The following is a 20,661-nucleotide window of genomic DNA, read 5'->3' as shown; positions in this document are numbered from 1 at the left end:
CGTGAAGATCAATAAACTTTATGCCCTGCTTCTGGCATCGGGCCTGGGCAGTTTTGCGCCATTGGTTTTGGCCGAAGATACAGTTGACGTCGGTTCGGTGAACGTTGCCGGTAAACAGACCCTGGGCAACGGCCACATGATCAAGGAAGAAAGCGCCAAGGGACGTTCCACCGTGACCAAGGAGGCCATGGACCAGATGGCCCCCACTGCCAACGCCGTGGACAAGCTCAAGTACACCCCGGGGATCAACGTTTCCAGCACCGACGCCACCGGCCTGAGCGGCACCAACTTCACCATGCGCGGGATGAACTCCGACCAGGTGGGTCTGTCCGCCGATGGTTTCCCGATCAACGACTCGGGGGACTACAGCATCTACCCGAACCTGATGGGCGACCCGGAGAACTTCAGCGAAGTCTTCGTCACCCAGGGCTCGTCCGAAGCCGACGGCCCGCACATCGGCTCCAGCGGCGGCAACATCGGCCTGGTGACCGTGCGCCCGACCAAGGACTTCGGCGTGTTCGCCAAGCAGTCCATCGGCTCGAACAACGTGCGCAAGAGCTTCGCCCGTCTCAACACCGGTGACCTGGGCGGCTTCAAGACCTGGGTCTCGGCGTCCCACACCGAGGGCGACAAGTGGCGCGGCAAGGGCACCCTGCGGGCTGACAAGGTCGAGTGGAACACCCTGTTCGAAGACGGCAACGGCAACTCCACCAACGCCATCGTCAAGTACAACCAGCAGGAAAACTACAACTACAACAGCCTGAGCAAGGCCCAGTTCCAGAACCAGGGCCGGCGCCTGGACTACTCGGAAAGCACCGTGTTCAAGAACGGCAGCGTGTCCCAGTCCTACAAGCTCAATCGCAACCCTTTTGAAAGCCTGACCGCCTCGGTGACCCAGCGCTTCCAGCTGCGCGACGACCTGAGCCTGACCTTGAACCCCTACTACGTGTGGTCCAACGGCGGCAGCTTCAGCGGCCAGACCGCCACCAGCTTGTCCGCCAGCTCGAACAAGGCCGGCAACTACGACCTGAGCGGCTTGCCTGCCGGCACCTACTACCGGCCGTCGTGGACCGAAACCTGGCGCCCCGGGATGACCACCAAGCTCAAGTGGGACCTCAACGAAGAGCACAGCCTGGACGTCGGTTACTGGTACGAGCGCGCCCGCCAGCGCCAGACCCAGCCCTTCATCGGGATCAAGGGCAATGGCGCCCCGGAAAATGTCTGGGGCGACTACAACGGTTCCGACCAACTGGTGGACCGCAACGGCGCCACGGTCCAGGGCCGTCACCAATACACCGTGACCCCGGCGCAGAAACTCTGGGTGCAGGACACCTGGCAGGCGACCCCGGACCTGACCCTGACCGGGGCCCTGGCCTACCAGTACGTGGAACGTGACGGCAACAACCTCGGCAGCCTCACCGACAAGCCGGAAAAACGCGACGCCAAGTACCACGAGTTCCTGCCCAGCTTCAACGCCAAGTACCAGATCGACCCGAACAACCAGGCCTTCTACAACGTCACCCGCAACATGCGCACGCCGCCCAACTACGTGCTCTACAACAAGGGCGATTCCATCAGCCTGAAACCCGAGCTGAGCTGGAACCAGGAACTGGGCTGGCGCTACAGCGAAGACAACATGGCCCTGAGCGCGACCCTGTTCTACATCAGCTTCAAGGACCGGCAGATCTCCACCACCGACGTCAACGGCGACTATGTGGTGGCCAACGTTGGTGAAGTGAAGAACCGCGGCCTGGAACTGGAGTGGAGCGGCAAGTTGCCCCACGACTTCAACTACTACGCCTCGTACACCTACACCCAGTCCGAGCAGATGGACGACCTGAGCAACAAGAACGTGCTGCTGCCCACCTCCGGCAAGCAACTGGCCAACGTGCCGGAAAACATGTTCAACCTGAGCCTGGGCTACGACGACTCGCGCTACTACGGCAACGTGGTCGGCAAATACGTCGGCGCCTTCTACGGCGACCTGACCAACGACGAGAAGATCGCCGGCCGCACCGTGGTGGATCTCAACGCCGGTATCCACTTGCCGGTGGACAAGAAGGTGCTGAAGTCCGCGACCCTGCGCTTCTCCATGCTCAACGTGTTCGACAAGGAATACCTGGCCTCGACCCGCACCGTGTCGTTCAACACCCAGCGCACCAATGGCCTGGCACCGAGCACCGCCTACTACAACGTCGGTGAGGAACGCACCGCGATGGTCTCCCTGGAAGCCGGGTTCTGATGCCCTTCGGGCCCAAGAGGAAATGACGATGGACATGAATCTGCTGCACGACATCACCTTCTACACCATGTACGGCGCCGCTGCGATTGCCGCCTTTATCGCCGTGGAGCGGGGCATCTACTTCAGTTTCAGCCTGCGCCAGGCGAAGAAACTGGAGTCTGTGCTCAACCCGAAGATGCACAGCGTTGACGACCTGCCCGCCGAGCTGCGCCAGCGCAACAGCCTGCCCCTGGAGATGGTCGCCGAGCTGTTTGCCCACAAGCAGGGGCTGGCCAGCCACAAGGACCTGGAAGACCTCAGCGAGTCGATCTACATCGCCACCCGCAGCAAGCTGATGCATGGCCTGTGGCTGCTGGAAACCGTGGTCACCGCCGCGCCCCTGCTGGGCCTTCTGGGCACCATCCTGGGGATCATCGACACCTTCAAGGCCCTGGCCGAGACCGGTGTCAGCGACCCCGGTGAAGTGTCCAAGGGCATCGGCACTGCGCTGTACGCCACCGCCCTGGGGATCGCCATCGCCCTGGGCAGCATGATTTTCCACAACCACTTCCAGGACCGGGTCGAGCGCATCACCGACCACCTGAAGATCCTGCTGCTGCGCGCCGGCATGGGCACCGCCCTGAAGGCCCCCGCACCCACGGTCCAGGGCAATCTGCAACCGGCCTGATGACCTGACGTGACCTGTAGCCGCTGCCGCAGGCTCGGGCCGCGTTCGGACGATCGACGGCGAGCGCTGTTCCCCAGCGCTCGTCTCTGTCCGATCCAGGCCTGTGTCAGCGGCCTTTTTTTTGCTGATCTGCCAAGGATTTCTTTCATGTCCCGTCTTCGTCCCATGCCCCGGTTGCTGGGTGCACTGACCCTGGCCCTGGTCACCCTGGCCGGTTGCAGCTCGCTGCCGCGCGAGCCGCAACCGGTGGCGGTGAACATCGTCGCCATCAACGACTTGCACGGCTATTTGCAGGCCAACCCCTTCAGCTACAAGGACCCCCAGGCCCCGGGCGGAGTGCGCAAGCTTGCGGCCGGCGGTATCGCCACCCTGGGCGGCATGCTCACCCAGCTGCGCCAGCAGGACCCGCAACTGCTGTTCATCGGCGCCGGTGACCTGGTGGGCGGCAGCCCGCCGCTGTCGGCCATGTGGGCCGACGAGCCGACCCTGGAAGCCCTGCGCCGCATGGACATGAAACTCAGCGCCATCGGCAACCACGAACTGGACAACGGCAAGGCCGAGTTCCTGCGCCAGCTCAATGGCGGCTGCCAGTCATCGCGGCCGGACAAGGCCTGCCAGTTCCGCCCGAACTACCCCGGCAGCGGCTTCCCCTACCTGGCGGCCAACCTGCTGGACAGCGACACCGGCCAGCCGCTGTTGCCGGCCTATCGCATCGAGGAGGTGCGCGGGGTCAAGGTGGCCTTCGTCGGCGCGGTGCTGCGGGACGTGTCTTCGGTGGTCAGCGCCAAGGGCATGCGCGGTTTGCAGGTGGCCGATGAAGCCGACGCCATCAACCGGCTGATTCCCGAACTCAACGCCAAGGGGGTCAACGCCATCGTCGCCGTGGTGCACCAGGGTGGCGCGACCCCGGAACCGTTCGACCAGCAGGACTGCTCGCAGTTGAGTGGCGATATTGTCGACGTGGCCAAGCGCCTGGACCCGGCGGTGGACGTATTGATCAGCGCTCACTCGCACCAGGGCTACCTGTGCAAGGTCGGGCCATTGCTGGTGACCCAGGGCAATGCCTACGGCCATCTGTTGACCCATCTGACCCTGCAAGTGACCCCGGGCCAGCACCGGGTGACGAGCATCCAGGCCCTTAACCTGCTGGCCGATCCGGCCCGTTATCCACAGGACCAGGACTTGGCGAAGCTGCAACAGGAGGTCGAGGCCCGCAGCAATCAGGTGCTGCTCCAGCCGGTAGGGGCGATTGCCGCCTCGCCGATTGCCCGGCGCGCCGACAACGCCGGGGAAATGCCCATCGGCGACCTGATCGCCGACGCCCATCTGGCGGGTGGTCGGGCCAACGGTGCGCAAATCGCCTTCATGAACACCGGCGGCATTCGCAGCGATCTGGCCCTGGAGCCGGGGCAGACCCAGGTGAACTACGGGCAACTGGCGACCTTGCAACCGTTCAACAACAACCTGATCGCCTTCGATCTCACGGGGCGGCAGATCGAACAGGTGCTCAACCAGCAATGGAAGGGCGCGGAGGATGCCAACATCCTGCAAGTGTCCCAGGGCTTCAGCTACCGCTGGGACGCCAAGCGTCCGCTGGACAGCCGCGTGGTGCCGGGCAGTGTGCGTCTCGATGGCCAGCCACTGCAGGCCGACCGCAGCTACCGGCTGGTGATGAATGGTTTCCTGGCCGATGGCGGCGACCGTTTCAGCCTGTTCAAGAGCGGCCGCAATCGCAGCGACCTCGGGCTCAGCGATCTGGACGCGATGCTGCAGTACCTCAAGGCCATGGACCAGCAGGGCCGGCCGGTGGGTTCCAGCACCAGCGCCGGACGCATCCAGCGCCTCAACTGACACCAGAAGCGCCCCGATCCTTGTAGCCGCTGCCGAGCCTGCGAGGCTGCGAAAAGGTCCGCAGGACCTTGCTTGGCGATCTCCCGCCAAGCCAGCAGCGGCCTCAAGACCTCCGCGACCGCTTCGTCGGAATACCGCCCAGCCCGTTCGCCGCCTGCGCCAGCGGCTATAGGGGATGCATCGGGCCGGGAGGGGCGTTTTCGCCGTCGTGAAAATATTTTCAAAAAACAGGTGAGGTCTTTGCGTTCGAGCCACGTGTAGTGCTTGAAAGTGCGACTAATTCGCATTCATGGCTTTTTTACACGCGAGTCTCAAGCATGAAGTCCAGGGCACATTCGGCGGCAAACGCTTCGGTCAAACGGTGGTTCGGCGCTTCGGCGCTGGTGGTGTCGGGGTTGGCATGGCTGCCCCTGAGCGTGGCGCAGGCGGCCGAGGCCGGCAGTGCGCAACACGGTGCGCTGTTCAACTTTGCCATCGTGGCCAAGCCGCTGCCCCAGGCCCTCAGCGATTTCACCCGGGTCACCGGGATCAGCGTGGTCTACACCGACGAAGCGCCTTACGCGTTCAAGGCACCGGCCCTCAGCGGCCCGTTCAGCGCCGAACAGGCCCTGCAGCGTCTGCTGGGCGGTTCCGGCTTCACCTACCGGCGCAGCGACGCGCACACCCTGGTCCTGGAACCCTTGCCCAGCAGTGGCGCACTGAACCTGGGGGCCACCAGCATCACCACCCCGGGCCTCGACGACAGCACCAGCTACCAGCCGCCGGCCACCACTTCGGTGGCCCGTTCCCAGGCGCTGAACCAGGAAATCCCGCAGATCATCAACGTAGTGCCGGCCCAGGTGCTGCGGGACCAGACCCCACGCAACCTGGACGATGCCCTGAAGAACGTCAGCGGCATCACCCAGACCAACACCCTGGGCGGCACCCAGGATGCGGTACTGCTGCGCGGCTTCGGTGACAACCGCAACGGCTCGATCATGCGCGACAGCATGCCGGTGGTGCAGGGCCGGGCGCTGAATGCCACGGCGGACCGGGTGGAAGTGCTCAAGGGCCCGTCGTCTCTGCTGTACGGCATCCAGGACCCGGGCGGGGTCATCAACATTGTCAGCAAGAAGCCTGAACTGCAGCAGTCCACGGCCCTGACCGTGCGTGGCTCGACCTACGGCTCGGGCAAGAACGGCAGCGGCGGCAGCCTCGACACCACGGGGCCGTTGGGTGATTCCGGGCTGGCCTACCGCTTGATCGTCGACCATGAGGACGAAGACTACTGGCGCAACTTCGGCACCCATCGCGAATCCCTGGTGGCGCCGTCCCTGGCCTGGTACGGCGAGCGCACCAAGGTACTGCTGGCCTATGAGCACCGCGAGTTCCTGACCCCCTTCGATCGTGGCACCGCCATCGATCCCAAGACCAACCACCCGCTGGACATCCCGGCCACCCGACGCCTGGACGAGCCGTTCAACAACATGGAAGGGCGCTCGGACCTGTATCGCTTTGAAGTCGACCACGAGCTCAGCGACGACTGGAAGGCCCACTTCGGCTACAGCTGGAACCGCGAGACCTACGACACCAGCCAGGTGCGCCTGACCGCGGTAAATGCCAACGGCACCCTGACCCGGGCCATGGACGGCACCCAGGACGCCTTGACCACCGACCGCTACGCCACCGTCAGCCTGGAAGGCCAGGTGCAACTGGGCGGCATGCGCCACGATCTGGTGTTTGGCCTGGATGATGAGTACCGCAAGATCTACCGCGCCGACCTGATCCGGCAGAAAAGCCGGACCACCTTCAACTACCTGAACCCGGTCTACGGCCGGGAAGTGGCCGGAACCACAGTCAGCGCCAACGACAGTGCGCAGACCGACCTGTTGCGCAGCGACTCGCTGTTTTTCCAGGACGCCATCCACCTTACCGACCAGTGGATTCTGGTGGGCGGCGGACGTTTCCAGGAATACGACCAGTACGCCGGCAAGGGCCGGCCGTTCCGGGTCAATACCAACAGCAACGGACAGAAATTCGTGCCGCGGGCCGGGCTGGTGTATCGCTACACCGACCAGTTGTCGCTCTACGGCAGCTACACCGAGTCGTTCAAGCCGAACTCCAGCATCGCCGATCTGGCCGGTGGCAGCGCGGTGCTCGACGGCTCCATCGCCCCGGAAGAAGCCAAATCCTGGGAGCTGGGGGCCAAGCTCGACATCCCTGGGCGCATCACCGCCAGCGCGGCGCTGTTCGATATCACCAAGCGCAATGTGCTGGTGACCACCGCCACCGCTACCGAGACGGTCACCAGCGTCGCCGGCGAAGTGCATTCCCAGGGCCTGGAACTGGACCTGACCGGGCAGCTCACCGATCAGTGGAGCCTGATCGGCAGCTACGCCTACACCGACACCGAAGTGACCAAGGACACCCAGTACAAGGGCAAGCAGTTGCAGAACGTGGCCAAGAACACCGGCTCGCTGTCGGCGGTCTACGACTTTGGCAGCCTGATCGGTGGCGACCGCCTGCGCGTCGGCGCCGGGGCCCGTTATGTCGGCGAGCGCGCCGGGGATGCGCCCAACAGCTTCGACCTGCCGGGCTACACCGTGGCCGATGCCTTCGCCACCTACGACACCCGGGTCGAAGGGCAGAAGGTCAAGTTCCAGCTCAACGTGAAGAACCTGTTCGACAAGACCTACTACACCTCGTCGGCCAGCAAGTTCTTCGTGTCCATGGGGGATGCCCGCCAGGTGTCGCTGTCCAGCACCCTGGAGTTCTGATGAGCACCCTGATCCAGGGCGTGGCCGTGGCGCCTTAGTCGGCGCCCAGCGCCAGGGCTTGCGCTTGCGCCGCACAGTCGCCGCCGGCAGTCAGGCCCTTGGCGCGAACGGCCAGCAGCTCTTGCCGGGCGACGGCGAAGTCGGCCTGGAAGGTCGGATCGGTGTGCAAGCGTGCCACGGTGGTCGCGCCAATCTCACGGCCTTCACGGACGTCGCTGTACCAGTGCACGTTGCACACCATGCGGCTTTCCGAATAGGCCCGGCCACGGGCCCAGAGCGCGTTGCCGTACTCGGGGGCCAGTTCGCTCAACAGCAGCGCCCAGGCCCAGCCGATGGCGCTGTGGCCCGATGGGTAGGAACCATCCGCGGCCAGCTTGGCTTCATCTTCCGGGGTGCAACTGGGCTGCTGGTTGTAGACGAAGGGCCGGGGGCGCTGGTAGCGCTTCTTTGCGCTATAGGTGGCCAGCCCGGCATCGGTCAGGGTCCGGCGCAAGACTCTGTACAGCGCAGGTGTTTGCTGTTCGCTGATGGGCGCATTCAGCGCACAGGAAAACGTCTCTGCGGCGGCGGGGAATTTCAGGTTGGCATCGCTGATGGCCAACGCCCAGCGTTTGCTGCCACGCAAGGCCTGGCTTTTTTCAGCCATGCTCTGGTCCAGCGCGAAGGCTGGCGTGCCCACCGCAGGAGGTGGTGGTAACAGCGACAGACTATTGGGCAGATCCTGCTGTTTCAGATAACCGATCAAGTAACCCGGTCGGAACTCCGGGACGTTTTCCGCTTGGCTGGTTTGTTTGGCTGCGGCGCTGTGGATCAGACTTGAAAACAATAGACCGGCCAAACAGTTCGATAGTAGGCGTTGCATGTGGATATCACCTCTAGGAGTTTGATTCGCTACATGGGTTCTGCTTATTGGGTTACTTGATGTTCCAGGCGTAATTGAACATCAGCCGTGTATCATCGGTGTCGCGAATGAAGTTCTTGGCATAGTTGGAGCGATAGTGTGCGGTGCGCAGGCGCACACTCAAGTTTTTCAGTGGGCCTTGTTGCACGACATAACGCAGTTCGTTATCCAACTCCCATGACTTGCCAATGGTTCGGGTTCCGGTGATTTCTGCATGGCTGCCGGATATATAGCGGCTGTTGATACTCAGTCCCGGCAAACCCAGGTTGGCGAAGTCATAGCCATAACGCAGTGCCCAGGAACGTTCCTTGGCATTGGCGAAGTCACCCAGTACCGATAAGTTGATCAAGTTGGCATCGGCGCCCAGGATGTTGGCATAACCGGTGTCTCCCAACATTCGCTGATAAGCCAGGCCAAGGCTGTGGCCTTTATAGGCATAGCCGAGCAGCCCCTGCAGAGCGCGGTTGTCGATCTTGCCGCCTTTGGCATTGCCATAGTCGTTCATCAGGCTCAAGCGCAGATCGCTGCTGAACGTCCCCGCGCCCCAGGGGCTCTTGTTGACCAGGGTGAAGACCTGCTGGCGGTAGATGTCCTCCAGTTGGGCGACATGCACCCGCGCCAGCCATTGCTTGTGGAACCGATAGTCGACGCCCGCCATGTCGAAGTGTTCTGCCGTGGCCCCCTGACCCTGGAAGCGCCGGTTCAAGGGGCTCAAGGTCAGCGGCGTGTACTGCGTGGCGTTGCGCTGCATGACCCGGCTCAGGCGCCCGGCGGTCAACTCCAGGTCATCGATTTCATTCGAGGTCAGCAGCCCGCCTTCGAAAATCTGCGGAAACAGGCGGCCGTCGTTGGGTTTCAAGGTTGGCAGTACCGGTGGCACCAGCGCGCCGAACTTGAACAGGGTCTTGCTGGCCTTGAGCTTCCCGGTCAGGGCCAGTTTCCAATAGTCATCCTCTGCCCGGCCATCGCGCCCCACCTTCAGCAGCCCGGTGCCGGTTCGGCCAGGCGCGGAGTCCAGCTTGATGCCGAGCATGCCGATGGCGTCGGCACCCACACCCAGGCGGCCCTCGGTAAACCCCGAGTCCAGGCGCAGGAGCAAACCTTGTGCCCATTCTTCGCGGGTGGGCGCGGTGCCTTCGCGATAGTCCCGATTGAAGTAATAGTTGCGCAGTTCCAGGCGCGCGCTGCTGTCTTCAAGCAGTTCGGCTTTTACCGGGATGGCCAGCAGCCCGGCGCAAATTAGGGTAGAGCGGTTGAGCCATCGTCGTGGCCAGTGTCTTGAAGGCATTTCATCGTCCTCTGTTTTTGTTGTTTTAGGAGAAAGGCGATTGGGGGCTGATGTGTTGAGTCTTTGCCGCTTTGTTTAAATCTGATGAATGGTGGGTGAAGTTGTGGGTGTGGCTGTTTTGGGGTTGAAGTTAATGGGGGGAAGGCGTGTGGCTGTTTGTTGAATCGTTGCGTAATGCCGGGGATTCAAGGCCTAAAGACTAAGTTGGGGCTGGGGTTAAACAAGAATCATCAGTTCTGTGAATGGGGTGATAACTGAAGTTTTAAAATAATTACCTGTTTGCGTTTTTGTTTGTCATACAGGTACTTGTTAGAAGTGCTCTTTTATAGAGGGCTGCGTAGGAGTTTATTAATTGTTTGGTAAGAGTTGTCCTGTTTAGGTAAAGAATTTGAGTAACTTACTTATTCAGGCGTGCCGATGCGGACTTTGGCATAAGAAGGGGCCTACAGAGGCGGGTCAGGATCAAGCCGAACTTCAGCGCAGGAATGCCAGGCGGTAGTCCCCCGGTGTTCCACCCAGGGCCTGGCGGAAGCGATTGTTGAAGTGGCTGGCACTGGCAAAACCACAGGCCAGGGCAATCTCCCCCAGAGGCTGGGCAGTGCTGCGTAGCAGGTGCCGGGCCCGGCTCAGGCGTCGGGCCAGCACATACTGATGGGGCGGCAGGCCGAAGCTGGCGCGGAACATGCGGGCGAAGTGGTACTCCGACAGCGCACACAACCCCGCCAGTTGGCCCAGGCTCAGGGGCGCGTCCAGCTGGCTGTCGATGTAGTCCACCAGCAGGCGGCGCTGGTGCGCGGCCAAGCCGCCCTTGAGCCGGGCACCCTGGCGCAGGCCCACTTGATTGAGCAGGGCATGGCTGAGCATCTCGTGGGCCAGGCTGCTGGTGAGCAGGCGCTCGCCGGGCTCGTCCCAGTTCAGGCGGACCAGTTGCGCAAAGCGCCGGGTCTGCTCGGGGTCATCGACAAAGGTGCTTTCGCGCAGTTGCATTGCCCGGGGTTCGCGGTCCAGCAGGGTGACGCAACCCAGGGCGAATTGTTCGGGGCTGAAATACACGTGGGCCAGGCGGATATCGCCGTTGATCACCCAGGCCGACTGGTGCTCGGCAGGCAGGATGCACAGCTTGCCCGGGCCGCCTTTGCTGCCCGGCTGATCGCGGCGAAAGGTGCCGGTGCCGCCGGCCAGGTAGCAGGACAGGGTGTGGTGGCCGGGTGCCTCATATTCCTGGGCGTCGTGATGGTTGCTCCACAAGGCGGCGGACAAGCCGTCTCCGAGCTCGGCGCTGTGCTCCAGGCGAGCATGGGGCGAGCGGTTCAAGGCTTGGAAGACTTGCAGGGTATCCAGTGCGGGCATGCTGTTCGAGTCGGCAAGGGGTCCGGTTTCCGGTGGTTCGCATGCTACTCCCTCGCCGGTTCGCCGCCAGCCCCGGGCCGATAAAAAGCGCAAGTTTATGCAAGCGCCCAAGGTCGGGCGGGCGGGACACTGCACGCCTTATAAAGGAGTCGCGCCATGAACCTATCGCTGTACCTGTTGACCGTGCTGATCTGGGGCACCACCTGGATCGCCCTGAAACTGCAACTGGGGGTGGTGGCGATTCCGGTGTCCATCGTCTATCGCTTCGCCCTGGCGGCCCTGGTGCTGTTCGTCCTGCTGCTGCTCAGTCGCAAGCTGCAGCCGATGAACCGCCGTGGCCACCTGATCTGCCTGGCCCAGGGCCTATGCCTGTTCTGCATCAATTTCATGTGCTTTCTGCACGCCAGCCAATGGATTCCCAGCGGCCTGGTGGCGGTGGTGTTTTCTACCGCGACCTTGTGGAACGCCTTGAATGCGCGAGTGTTCTTTGGCCAGAAGATCGCCCGCAACGTGCTGCTGGGCGGCGGCCTGGGCTTGCTGGGGTTGGGGCTGCTGTTCTGGCCGGAACTGGCAGGCCACAGCGCCAGTCCGCAAACCCTGCTGGGCCTGGGCTTGGCCCTGCTGGGCACCCTGTGTTTCTCGGCGGGCAACATGCTCTCCAGCCGGCAGCAGAAAGCCGGGCTCAAGCCCCTGACCACCAATGCCTGGGGCATGGCCTACGGCGCGACGATGCTGGCGGTGTATTGCCTGTCCCAGGGCATCGCCTTCGATGTCGAGTGGACCACCCGCTACATCGGCTCGCTGCTGTACCTGGTGATACCGGGTTCGGTGATCGGCTTCACCGCCTACCTGACCCTGGTGGGGCGCATGGGCCCGGAACGGGCGGCCTATTGCACGGTGCTGTTCCCGGTGGTGGCGCTGAACGTCTCGGCCTTTGCCGAAGGCTACCAATGGACCGCCCCGGCATTGGCTGGACTGGTGCTGGTGATGCTGGGCAACGTGCTGGTGTTCCGTAAACCCAAGGCTGCGCCAGCCTCTGTAGCCGCTGCCGAGCTTGCGAGGCTGCGAACGGCGGCGCAGCCGTCGCAAAACCAGGCGACCTGATGCTGCCGGGCTATCGCTGAAGGTCCTGCGGACCATTTCGCAGCCTCGCAGGCTCGGCAGCGGCTACAGGTGGTGATAGGCAGTGGGTGGTCAGCCCTTCCACACTTGCGGGTTGACCAGGTCCTGCGGGCGTTCGCCCAAAAGGGCGCTGCGCAGGTTGCGCATGGCGCGTTCGGCCATGGCGTCACGGGTTTCATGGGTGGCCGAGCCGATGTGCGGCAGGGTCAGCGCGTTCTTCAGCTGGAACAGCGGCGATTCTGCCAACGGCTCTTTCTCGTACACATCCAGGCCGGCGCCGCGGATCTGGCCCTTCTGCAAGGCGTCGATCAACGCCGGCTCATCCACCACCGGCCCGCGGGAAATGTTCACCAGGATCGCGCTGGGTTTCATCAGGGCCAGTTCGCGGTGGCTGATCAGGTGCCGGGTCTGTTCGCTCAACGGCACCACCAGGCAGACGAAATCCGCCTCGGCCAAGAGTTGCTCCAGGCTGCGGAACTGCGCCCCCAGTTCCTGCTCCAGGGCGGTCTTGCGGCTGTTGCCGCTGTAGAGGATCGGCATGCCGAAGCCCAAACGCCCACGGCGGGCGATGGCCGCGCCAATGTTGCCCATGCCGACGATGCCCAGGGTCTTGCCGTGCACATCGCAACCGAACAGCGCCGGGCCGACGCTGGCCTGCCATTGCCCGGCCTTGGTCCAGGCGTCCAGTTCGGCCACCCGGCGGGCGTTGCCCATGAGCAGGGCAAAGGCCAGGTCGGCGGTGCTTTCGGTGAGCACGTCCGGGGTGTTGGTGAGCATCAGCCCGCGTTCGTTGAAGTAGTCCAGGTCGTAGTTGTCGTAGCCCACCGAGATGCTCGACACCACTTCCAACTGCGCGGCTTTTTCCAGCTGTGCGCGTCCCAGTTTGCGGCCGACGCCGATCAGGCCGTGGGCCTGGGGCAGGGCTTCATTGAACTGCGCGGCGATGTCCCCGAGCTTGGGGGTGGGGACGATGACCTCGAAGTCCTGTTGCAGGCGTTCGGTCATCTCGGGGGTGATGCGGCTGAAGGCAAGTACCGTCTTTTTCATTGCGGGAAGACTCATCAGGCGGGAGAGAATGCCAAGCAAGCTAACATTCCCCACCGGCTTTTTGTAGCCGCTGCCGCAGGCTGCGATGGCGTGCACAGGGGCGGCCTGGTGGCCGCTCTGGAGGGTTCGGCGTGCGTTGCTCAGGCTGGGCCCGTGCAGCCTCGCCTTGGCTCGACAGCGGCTACAGGCCCCCGGTTCAAGGGGGCGGGCTCAGGTGGCCAGGCGTGCGCCGCTCAGGCTGCCGCTCAGTTCATAGGCCGCCAGTTCCGCCTGGTGCGCGGCGAGGATCTCCGGCAGGGAGCCGCGCAGGTATTCGACCCAGGTCTTGATCTTGGCGTCCAGGTACTGGCGCGACGGGTAGATGGCGTACAGGTTCAACTCCTGGGAGCGGTACTGGGGCATGACCCGTACCAGGGTGCCGTTGCGCAGGCCTTCGATGGCGGCGTACACCGGCAGCACACCCACTCCCATGCCGCTGATGATCGCGGTCTTCATGGCGTCGGCGGAGTTCACCAGGAACGGCGAGCTGTTGATGGTCACCATCTCCTGGCCTTCCGGGCCGTCGAAAGCCCACTTCTCAAGCGGTATCACCGGGCTCACCAGGCGCAGGCAGGCATGGTTGAGCAGGTCGCTGGGTTTGTGCGGGCAGCCGTTGGCTTTCACGTAGGCCGGGGAGGCGCAGACGATGCTGTAGGTGATCCCCAGGCGCTGGGAGACGAACCCCGAGTCCGGCAGCTCGCTGGCCAGGACAATGGACACGTCGTAGCCCTCGTCCAGAAGGTCCGGCACGCGGTTGGCCAGGGTCAGGTCGAAGGTCACGTCCGGGTGGGTCTTGCGGTAGCGGGCGATGGCGTCGATCACGAAGTGCTGGCCGATGCCGGTCATGGTGTGCACTTTCAACTGGCCGGCGGGGCGGGCGTGAGCGTCGCTGGCCTCGGCCTCGGCTTCTTCGACGTAGGCCAGGATCTGCTCGCAGCGCAGCAGGTAGCGCTTGCCGGCTTCGGTCAGGGCGATACGGCGGGTGGTGCGGTTGAGCAGTCGGGTTTGCAGGTGAGCCTCAAGATTGGAGACTGCGCGCGAGACGTTGGCCGTGGTGGTGTCCAGTTGCACGGCCGCGGCGGTGAAACTACCGGCTTCGGCGACGCAACTGAAGGCGCGCATGTTTTGCAAAGTGTCCATGGGGTGCTCTCTGGGGAGATGGCAAATTGTGACACGAAGTTACGGGGGCTTGGATAGGCGACCAAGGGATTATCGCGTTTACGGTAACAAAGATTCACAGGAATCCCACCTTATCGCCGCCACGGGCGCCCCCTAGAATTGCGCCGATCCGTAGGAGCCGGTTTGCCGGCGATCCGCGCAACGCGGTTTAGCAGGCGTATCGCTGCGCCGGCCAGCCGATGCCTACGAGAGAAATACTCCCCCCGATCTTCAGGAATTCGCAGCAGTGCCGCGTCGCATCAGCAGAGGGTTCAAGACCCTCAGTGTTTGGGCTTTATCGTTAGCAATCAGCGGCTGCATCGGAACCGGAGGCATTGCCCCACTAGGCAAGACACTTCCCGCTAATACACTGGCCACCGACGAGGCGATAAAGAGCGCCGCGCAAGAGGCCCACTGGCCCAATGCCCAGTGGTGGCAGGCCTATGGCGACCCGCAGCTGAACCGCTGGATCACCCTCGCCATGCAAGGCAGTCCGAGTCTGGCCATGGCCGCCGCCCGGGTGCGTCAGGCCAAGGCCCTGGCCGGTATTGCCGAGTCCGCCGAGTCGCTGCAGATCAAGGGCGACGCTACCCTCAAGCGCCACAACTGGCCCACCGATCAGTTCTACGGCCCCGGCGCCCTGGCCAACAGCACCACCTGGGACAACAACGCCGCCCTGGGCTTGAGTTATGCCCTGGACCTCTGGGGCCGGGAAAGCAACAGCACCGAGCGCGCCGTCGACCTGGCCCACATGAGCGTGGCCGAAGCCCGCCAGGCCCAGCTGGAACTGGTGAACAACGTGGTGCGCAGCTATATCCAGCTGTCCCTGCACTTCGCCCAGCGCGATATCGTCGCCGCCACCCTGAAGCAGCAGCACCAGATTCTCGAACTGGCGCAACGGCGCCTGGACGGCGGCCTGGGCACCCATTTCGAAGTCAGCCAGGCCGAGGCGCCGCTGCCGGAAACCCATCGCCAGCTGGACGCCCTGGACGAAGCAATCGCCCTGACCCGCAATCAACTGGCGGCCCTGGCCGGCAAGGGCCCGGGGGAGGGCGCGCAACTGCAGCGACCGAGCCTGTCCCTGGGCGCCGCGCTGAAACTGCCCTCGGCCCTGCCCGCCGAGCTCCTGGGCCAGCGCCCCGACGTAGTCGCCAGCCGCTGGCAAGTGGCGGCCCAGGCCCGTGGCATCGATGTGGCCCACGCCGGCTTCTACCCCAACGTCGACCTGGTGGGCAGCATCGGTTTCATGGCCACCGGCGGCGGGGCCCTGGAGTTCCTCACCGGCAAGAAGCTCAACTACAACGTCGGCCCGGCCATCAGCCTGCCGATCTTCGACGGCGGGCGGCTGCGCTCGGAACTGGGTGAAGCCGCGGCCGGCTACGACCTGGCCGTGGCCAGGTACAACCAGACCCTGGTGGACGCGCTGAAAAGCATCTCCGACCAGTTGATCCGCCGCGAGTCCATGGACAAGCAGCAGGCCTTCGCCGCCGAGTCGGTGGCTGCGGCGCAGAAGACCTACGACATCGCCACCGTGGCCTTCCAGCGCGGCCTGACCGACTACCTGAATGTGCTCAACGCCCAGAGCCTGCTGTTCCACCAGCAGCAGATCCAGCAACAGGTGCAGGCCGCGCGCCTGACCGTCCAGGCGGACCTGGTCACGGCCCTGGGCGGCGGGCTTGAAGCCGGCCGTGACGTCCCCGCGGAAAATCGCACCCAGGCACCCAAGACCCCCGCGGCCCTGGCCGTGTTCGACCACTGAAGCAGGCCCTCATGACTTCCTTGCCCGCCCCTTTGCGCTGGCTGTACTCCCTGGAATGGCGCCGGGGTTTCTTCGACTGGGCGCGCAGCGACGGCGTGACCTGGGTGTATATCTTCAAGGTCCTGGCCGCCGCGTTCCTCACCCTGTGGCTGGCCATGCGCCTGGAGTTGCCGCAACCGCGCACGGCGATGATCACCGTGTTCATCGTCATGCAGCCGCAGAGCGGCCAGGTGTTCGCCAAGAGTTTCTACCGCTTTCTCGGCACCCTGACCGGCTCGGCGGTGATGGTGGCGCTGATCGCCCTGTTCGCCCAGAACACCGAGCTGTTCCTCGGCTCACTGGCGATCTGGGTCGGCATCTGCTCGGCCGGTGCCGCGCGCTACCGCAACTTTCGCGCCTACGGTTTCGTGCTGGCCGGCTACACCGCGGCCATGGTCGGGCTGCCGGCCCTGGCTCACCCGGAAGGTGCCTTCATGGCGGCGGTGTGGCGGGTGCTGGAGATCTCCCTGGGGATTCTCTGCTCGACCCTGGTCAGCGCCGCGATCCTGCCGCAGACCGCCAGCGCCGCCATGCGCAACGCCCTGTACCAGCGCTTTGGGGTGTTCGCCCTGTTCGTCACCGACGGCCTGCGCGGGCGCAGCCAGCGCGACAGCTTTGAAAGCAGCAACGTGCGCTTCATTGCCGAGGCCGTGGGCCTGGAAGGGCTGCGCAGCGTCACTGTGTTTGAAGACCCGCACATGCGCCGGCGCAATGGCCGCCTGAGCCGCTTGAACAGCGAGTTCATGGGCATTACCACGCGCTTCAACGCCCTGCACCAGTTGCTCGAACGCCTGCGCAGCAGCGGCGCCGACCATGTGGTGGCGGCGATCAAGCCGGGCCTGCAGGACCTGGCGGAACTGCTGGACGGTTTCTCCGGTCGGGCCCTCACCAGCCCCGACGCGGCGCGCCTGGCCACGGCCCTGGCGGCCTACAAGAGCGAGCTGCCGGCGCGGGTGCGCAGCCTGCGCGCGGCCTTCCAGGAGAGCGGTCCGAGCGATGCCGAGCAGCTGGATTTCCACACCGCCTACGAGCTGCTCTACCGCTTCGTCGACGAGATGCACAGCTATGCCCAGACCCACGCATCCCTGGCCGACCACAGTCACGAACGCGAGCGCTGGGACGAGCCCTACACGCCGCAGACCAACTGGCTGGCCTGCGCCGCTTCGGGCATCCGCGCGGCCTTTGTGCTGGTGGTGCTGGGCAGCTACTGGGTGGCCACCGCCTGGCCCAGCGGCGCCACCATGACCCTGATCGCCGCCGCCACCATCGGCCTGTCCGCCGCGACGCCGAACCCCAAGCGCATGGCCTTCCAGATGGCCTGCGGGACCTTGATCGGGGCCCTGGTGGGCTTCGTCGAAATGTTCTTCGTGTTCCCCTGGATCGACGGCTTCCCGCTGCTGTGCCTGATGCTGGCGCCGGTGATCGTGCTCGGTTCATTCCTCGCCTCGCGGCCCAAGTACGCCGGGGTCGGCCTGGGCCTGCTGATCTTCTTCAGCACCGGTTCGGTGCCGGACAACCTGACCGTCTACAACCCCTACACCTTCATCAACGACTACATCGCCATGGTCATGGGCATGCTGGTCTGCGCCGCGGCCGGGGCGATCATCCTGCCGCCCAACAGTCGATGGCTGTGGCGGCGCCTGGAGCAGGACCTGCGCGGCCAGGTGGTGTACGCCATCAGCGGCAAGCTCAAGGGCCTGGCCTCCAGTTTCGAGAGCCGCACCCGCGACCTGCTGCACCAGGCCTATGGCCTGGCGGTGGGTCAGCCCAAGGTGCAGAGCGAACTGCTGCGCTGGATGTTCGTGGTGCTGGAAGTCGGCCACGCCATCATCGAGTTGCGCAAGGAACAGGCGATCCTCCCGGTGCACCCGGCCTATGCCGAATCCCAGCCCTGGCGCCAGGCGATCCGGGTCATGGGGCGCTCCCTGGTGCGGCTGTTCCTGCAACCGAGCCAGAGCAACCTGGAGCGCGGGCTGATCGCCGTGGACCACGCCATCAGCCGGGTCCAGGCCACCGACGAACCCTTTGCCCCGCACTTCGACACCTCGGCCCTGCGCCGGGTCAAGAGCTACCTGCACTTCATCCGCACTTCACTGCTCGACCCGCAATCGCCGCTGGCGGCCTATGCCGTGGCCAAGCCGGCGGCGCCTGCCCCCCAAGGACTTGACCATGCCTCGTGAAATCGCCTTCCACGGCGTTTACATGCCCACCATGACCCTGATGTTCTTCATCGCCGCTGCCCTGGCCTGGGCCCTGGACCGGTTCATTTCCGGCTATGACCTGTATCGCTTCTTCTGGCACCCGGCGCTGCTGCGCCTGAGCCTGTTCTGCTGTCTGTTCGGCGCCATGGCGCTCACTGTCTACCGTTGAGATTCGCCCAATGAAAAAGTTTTTCAGCCTGCTCGCCACCCTGCTCGTGCTGGCCCTGGCCCTGTGGATCGGCCGTACCCTGTGGGAGCACTACATGTACACCCCCTGGACCCGTGACGGCCGGGTGCGGGCGGACATCATCAACGTCGCCGCCGACGTCACCGGTGAAGTGGTGGACGTGCCGGTCAAGGACAACCAGTTGGTGCGCAAGGGCGATCTGCTGATGCAGATCGACCCCGAGCACTACCAGATCGCGGTCAAGCAGGCGCAATCGCTGGTGGCCTCGAAGAAGGCCACCTGGGAGATGCGCAAGGTCAACGCCAAGCGCCGCGCCGACCTGGACAACCTGGTGATCTCCAAGGAAAACCGCGACGACGCCGGCAACATCGCCGACTCGGCCCTGGCCGACTACCAGCACGCCCAGGCCCAGCTGGAAGCGGCGGAGCTCAACCTCAAACGCACCCAGGTGCGGGCGGCGGTGGACGGCTACGTCACCAACCTCAACGTGCACCGCGGCGACTACGCACGCATTGGCGAGGCGAAGATGGCGGTGGTCGACATGAACTCGTTCTGGGTCTACGGCTTCTTCGAAGAAACCAAGCTGCCCCACGTGCGCGTGGGGGATAAAGCGGACATGCAACTGATGAGCGGCGAAGTGCTCAAGGGCCACGTGGAAAGCATTTCCCGCGGCATCTACGACCGCGACAACCCGGAAAGCCGCGAACTGATCGCCGACGTCAACCCGACCTTCAACTGGGTGCGCCTGGCCCAGCGCGTGCCGGTGCGCATCCACATCGATGAAGTGCCGGAAGGCGTGCTGCTGGCGGCGGGCATCACCTGCACCGTCATCGTCAACCTCGAGCCCCTGTAAGAGCTGGCAGGGGCGATGCAAGGCTCGCGGGCCTCTTCGCCGGCAAGCTGGCTCCTACGAGGGAGGCATCGGCTGTAGGAGCTGGCTTGCCAGCGAAAGCGTCGGCATGGGTGATGCGAGGCTCGCGGGCCCTTTCGCCGGCAAGCCGGCTCCTACGACAGTGGGGGGGACGGTTATTTGTAGGTTTTCTGCATGATCGCCAGGGACTTCTTCGCCGTGGCTTCCAGACCGTCGTTGACGTGGTTGATCGCGGCCACCAGCTTCGGGTTCTGCAGCACGTCGACACCGGGGTAACGTTGTTGGGCCAGGCGCGAGACGATGATGTACTGGGTCACCGCGTAATGCAGATCGAACTTGCCGCTGTCCCGGGCCTTGGCAATGGCCGCTTTGACAAAGGCCTGGCGCTCGGCCGTGGTCATGCCCTGGAACAGGTCGGGGAGATCGAAATGGATCTCGGCCGAGAAAATCGCCACCTCCTCATCCCGCGCTTCGTCGTACATCACCTGCTTGCTGGTTACGCGCTTCTTGAGGTCGGCAAAGCGCTGTTCGCCTTCGGCCAGTTGCTCTGGGCTCATCTTGCCTTTCAGGGCATCCAGCTGGCTGGTGTCCTCGGTGTTGTCGATGACTTTCAGCCAGGCGTAGGCCTTCACCAGATCGCCGGACTCTTCGGCGGCGTCGGCCAGGCTCTGCTGCGGTTCCGGGTTGCCGTGCAGCGCCGAGCGTTCCAGCCAGCGCAGGGCCAGGTCCCGGTCCTTGGGAATGTCCTTGTCGCCGAACCAGTAGGTGGCGTACATGCCGTACTCGGCGCACCAATCGTTCTGCGACGCCGAGTAGGCGATGTAGTTGAACGACTCGCGGTCGCGCTCGGCCTTGGGCTTGTCCGTTTCCTGGTCAGTGGTGGTGGACAGGTAGCAGAAGGCCCGGGTGTAGTGCGGCGCGGCCATGGCGAAGCAGCCCTTGGCGTTCTTGTAGTCCTCGATCTCGTTCAGCTTGTAACCGATGCCGTACAGCAGATCGGCCTCCATGGCCGGGTTGCAGTATTCGTTGCTGCTGACCTTGGGCAAGACGCTGTCCAGCGTCAGCTTGGGCAGGGTGTCATTCAGTTCGGGGACTTTCGGTTCGGTGTTTTCCGGAGCTGTGGAGGCGCAGGCCGCCAGCAAGACAGCCAAGGCCAGTGGCAGCGCGTTGAACAATTTCAATG

General features: G+C 64.2%; 15 protein-coding genes. 9 read left to right on the top strand and 6 right to left on the bottom strand.

Features of this window, described 5'->3' with window-relative positions:
• The first annotated feature begins 1 nt into the window (after window position 1).
• From Q8O96_RS13500 to Q8O96_RS13485, 4 genes are all read left to right on the top strand, one after another.
• A complete protein-coding gene (locus Q8O96_RS13500; RefSeq protein ID WP_102861217.1) occupies window positions 2-2,242 on the top strand; it encodes a TonB-dependent receptor in 2,241 nt (746 codons plus the stop codon).
• Window positions 2,243-2,270: 28 nt separating this feature from the next.
• Window positions 2,271-2,909 (top strand): MotA/TolQ/ExbB proton channel family protein, encoded by a 639-nt coding sequence (locus Q8O96_RS13495; protein ID WP_102861218.1) that lies wholly within the window; start codon window positions 2,271-2,273, stop codon window positions 2,907-2,909.
• 147 nt (window positions 2,910-3,056) lie between these two features.
• A complete protein-coding gene (locus Q8O96_RS13490; RefSeq protein WP_305948944.1) occupies window positions 3,057-4,760 on the top strand; it encodes a bifunctional UDP-sugar hydrolase/5'-nucleotidase in 1,704 nt (567 codons plus the stop codon).
• Window positions 4,761-5,077: 317 nt separating this feature from the next.
• Window positions 5,078-7,516 carry a TonB-dependent receptor gene (locus Q8O96_RS13485; RefSeq protein WP_305948943.1) on the top strand — a complete coding sequence of 813 codons (2,439 nt, stop codon included), beginning with the start codon at window positions 5,078-5,080 and terminating at the stop codon, window positions 7,514-7,516.
• A gap of 34 nt (window positions 7,517-7,550) precedes the next feature.
• Here Q8O96_RS13485 and Q8O96_RS13480 read toward each other — a convergent pair whose 3' ends face one another.
• The 3 genes from Q8O96_RS13480 to Q8O96_RS13470 all read right to left on the bottom strand — a co-directional run bounded on the left by Q8O96_RS13480 (window position 7,551) and on the right by Q8O96_RS13470 (window position 11,055).
• The gene (locus tag Q8O96_RS13480; RefSeq protein ID WP_102861221.1) at window positions 7,551-8,378 is read right to left on the bottom strand and encodes a phosphatase PAP2 family protein; all 828 of its coding nucleotides are present in this window, start codon (window positions 8,376-8,378) and stop codon (window positions 7,551-7,553) included.
• A 52-nt stretch (window positions 8,379-8,430) separates the two neighbouring features.
• Window positions 8,431-9,705: an OprD family porin gene (locus Q8O96_RS13475; protein WP_102861222.1), complete on the bottom strand. Its 1,275-nt coding sequence runs from the start codon at window positions 9,703-9,705 to the stop codon at window positions 8,431-8,433.
• A gap of 474 nt (window positions 9,706-10,179) precedes the next feature.
• On the bottom strand, window positions 10,180-11,055 hold the full coding sequence (locus Q8O96_RS13470; protein WP_102861223.1) for an AraC family transcriptional regulator: 876 nt from the start codon (window positions 11,053-11,055) through the stop codon (window positions 10,180-10,182).
• A gap of 156 nt (window positions 11,056-11,211) precedes the next feature.
• Between Q8O96_RS13470 and Q8O96_RS13465 the strand changes: the two genes are divergently transcribed.
• Entirely contained in the window at window positions 11,212-12,159 is a 948-nt protein-coding gene (locus tag Q8O96_RS13465) for a DMT family transporter (protein WP_305948942.1), read from the top strand.
• Window positions 12,160-12,249: 90 nt separating this feature from the next.
• On the opposite strand, the gene Q8O96_RS13460 is transcribed toward Q8O96_RS13465, so the two are convergent.
• Together Q8O96_RS13460 and Q8O96_RS13455 are read right to left on the bottom strand one after the other, a co-directional pair.
• Window positions 12,250-13,224 carry a D-glycerate dehydrogenase gene (locus tag Q8O96_RS13460; protein ID WP_305948941.1) on the bottom strand — a complete coding sequence of 325 codons (975 nt, stop codon included), beginning with the start codon at window positions 13,222-13,224 and terminating at the stop codon, window positions 12,250-12,252.
• A 210-nt stretch (window positions 13,225-13,434) separates the two neighbouring features.
• Window positions 13,435-14,403 carry a LysR family transcriptional regulator gene (locus Q8O96_RS13455; protein WP_102861226.1) on the bottom strand — a complete coding sequence of 323 codons (969 nt, stop codon included), beginning with the start codon at window positions 14,401-14,403 and terminating at the stop codon, window positions 13,435-13,437.
• Between the two features lie 265 nt (window positions 14,404-14,668).
• Here Q8O96_RS13455 and Q8O96_RS13450 point away from each other — a divergent pair, with 265 nt between their 5' ends.
• Genes Q8O96_RS13450 through Q8O96_RS13435 form a run of 4 tightly spaced genes read left to right on the top strand, consistent with a single transcriptional unit; the run spans window position 14,669 to window position 19,460 of the window.
• Window positions 14,669-16,180, top strand: a complete 1,512-nt coding sequence (locus Q8O96_RS13450; protein ID WP_305948940.1) for an efflux transporter outer membrane subunit — start codon at window positions 14,669-14,671, stop codon at window positions 16,178-16,180.
• Window positions 16,181-16,191: 11 nt separating this feature from the next.
• Window positions 16,192-18,399 (top strand): FUSC family protein, encoded by a 2,208-nt coding sequence (locus Q8O96_RS13445; RefSeq protein WP_250329098.1) that lies wholly within the window; start codon window positions 16,192-16,194, stop codon window positions 18,397-18,399.
• The gene (locus Q8O96_RS13440) at window positions 18,389-18,589 is read left to right on the top strand and encodes a DUF1656 domain-containing protein (RefSeq protein ID WP_007930063.1); all 201 of its coding nucleotides are present in this window, start codon (window positions 18,389-18,391) and stop codon (window positions 18,587-18,589) included. The genes Q8O96_RS13445 and Q8O96_RS13440 overlap by 11 nt, the downstream gene beginning before the upstream one ends.
• Before the next feature lie 10 nt (window positions 18,590-18,599).
• On the top strand, window positions 18,600-19,460 hold the full coding sequence (locus Q8O96_RS13435) for an HlyD family secretion protein (RefSeq protein WP_305948939.1): 861 nt from the start codon (window positions 18,600-18,602) through the stop codon (window positions 19,458-19,460).
• Window positions 19,461-19,633: 173 nt separating this feature from the next.
• Here the strand turns inward: Q8O96_RS13435 and Q8O96_RS13430 are convergent, their stop codons facing one another.
• Window positions 19,634-20,659, bottom strand: coding sequence for a sel1 repeat family protein (locus tag Q8O96_RS13430; RefSeq protein WP_242553901.1), 1,026 nt, complete (start codon window positions 20,657-20,659; stop codon window positions 19,634-19,636).
• Between the last annotated feature and the right edge of the window lie 2 nt (window positions 20,660-20,661).

Source organism: Pseudomonas sp. LPH60 (assembly GCF_030718165.1).
Taxonomy (GTDB): Bacteria; Pseudomonadota; Gammaproteobacteria; order Pseudomonadales; family Pseudomonadaceae; genus Aquipseudomonas; species Aquipseudomonas danubii.
This window is presented reverse-complemented; position numbering and strand designations above follow the sequence as displayed.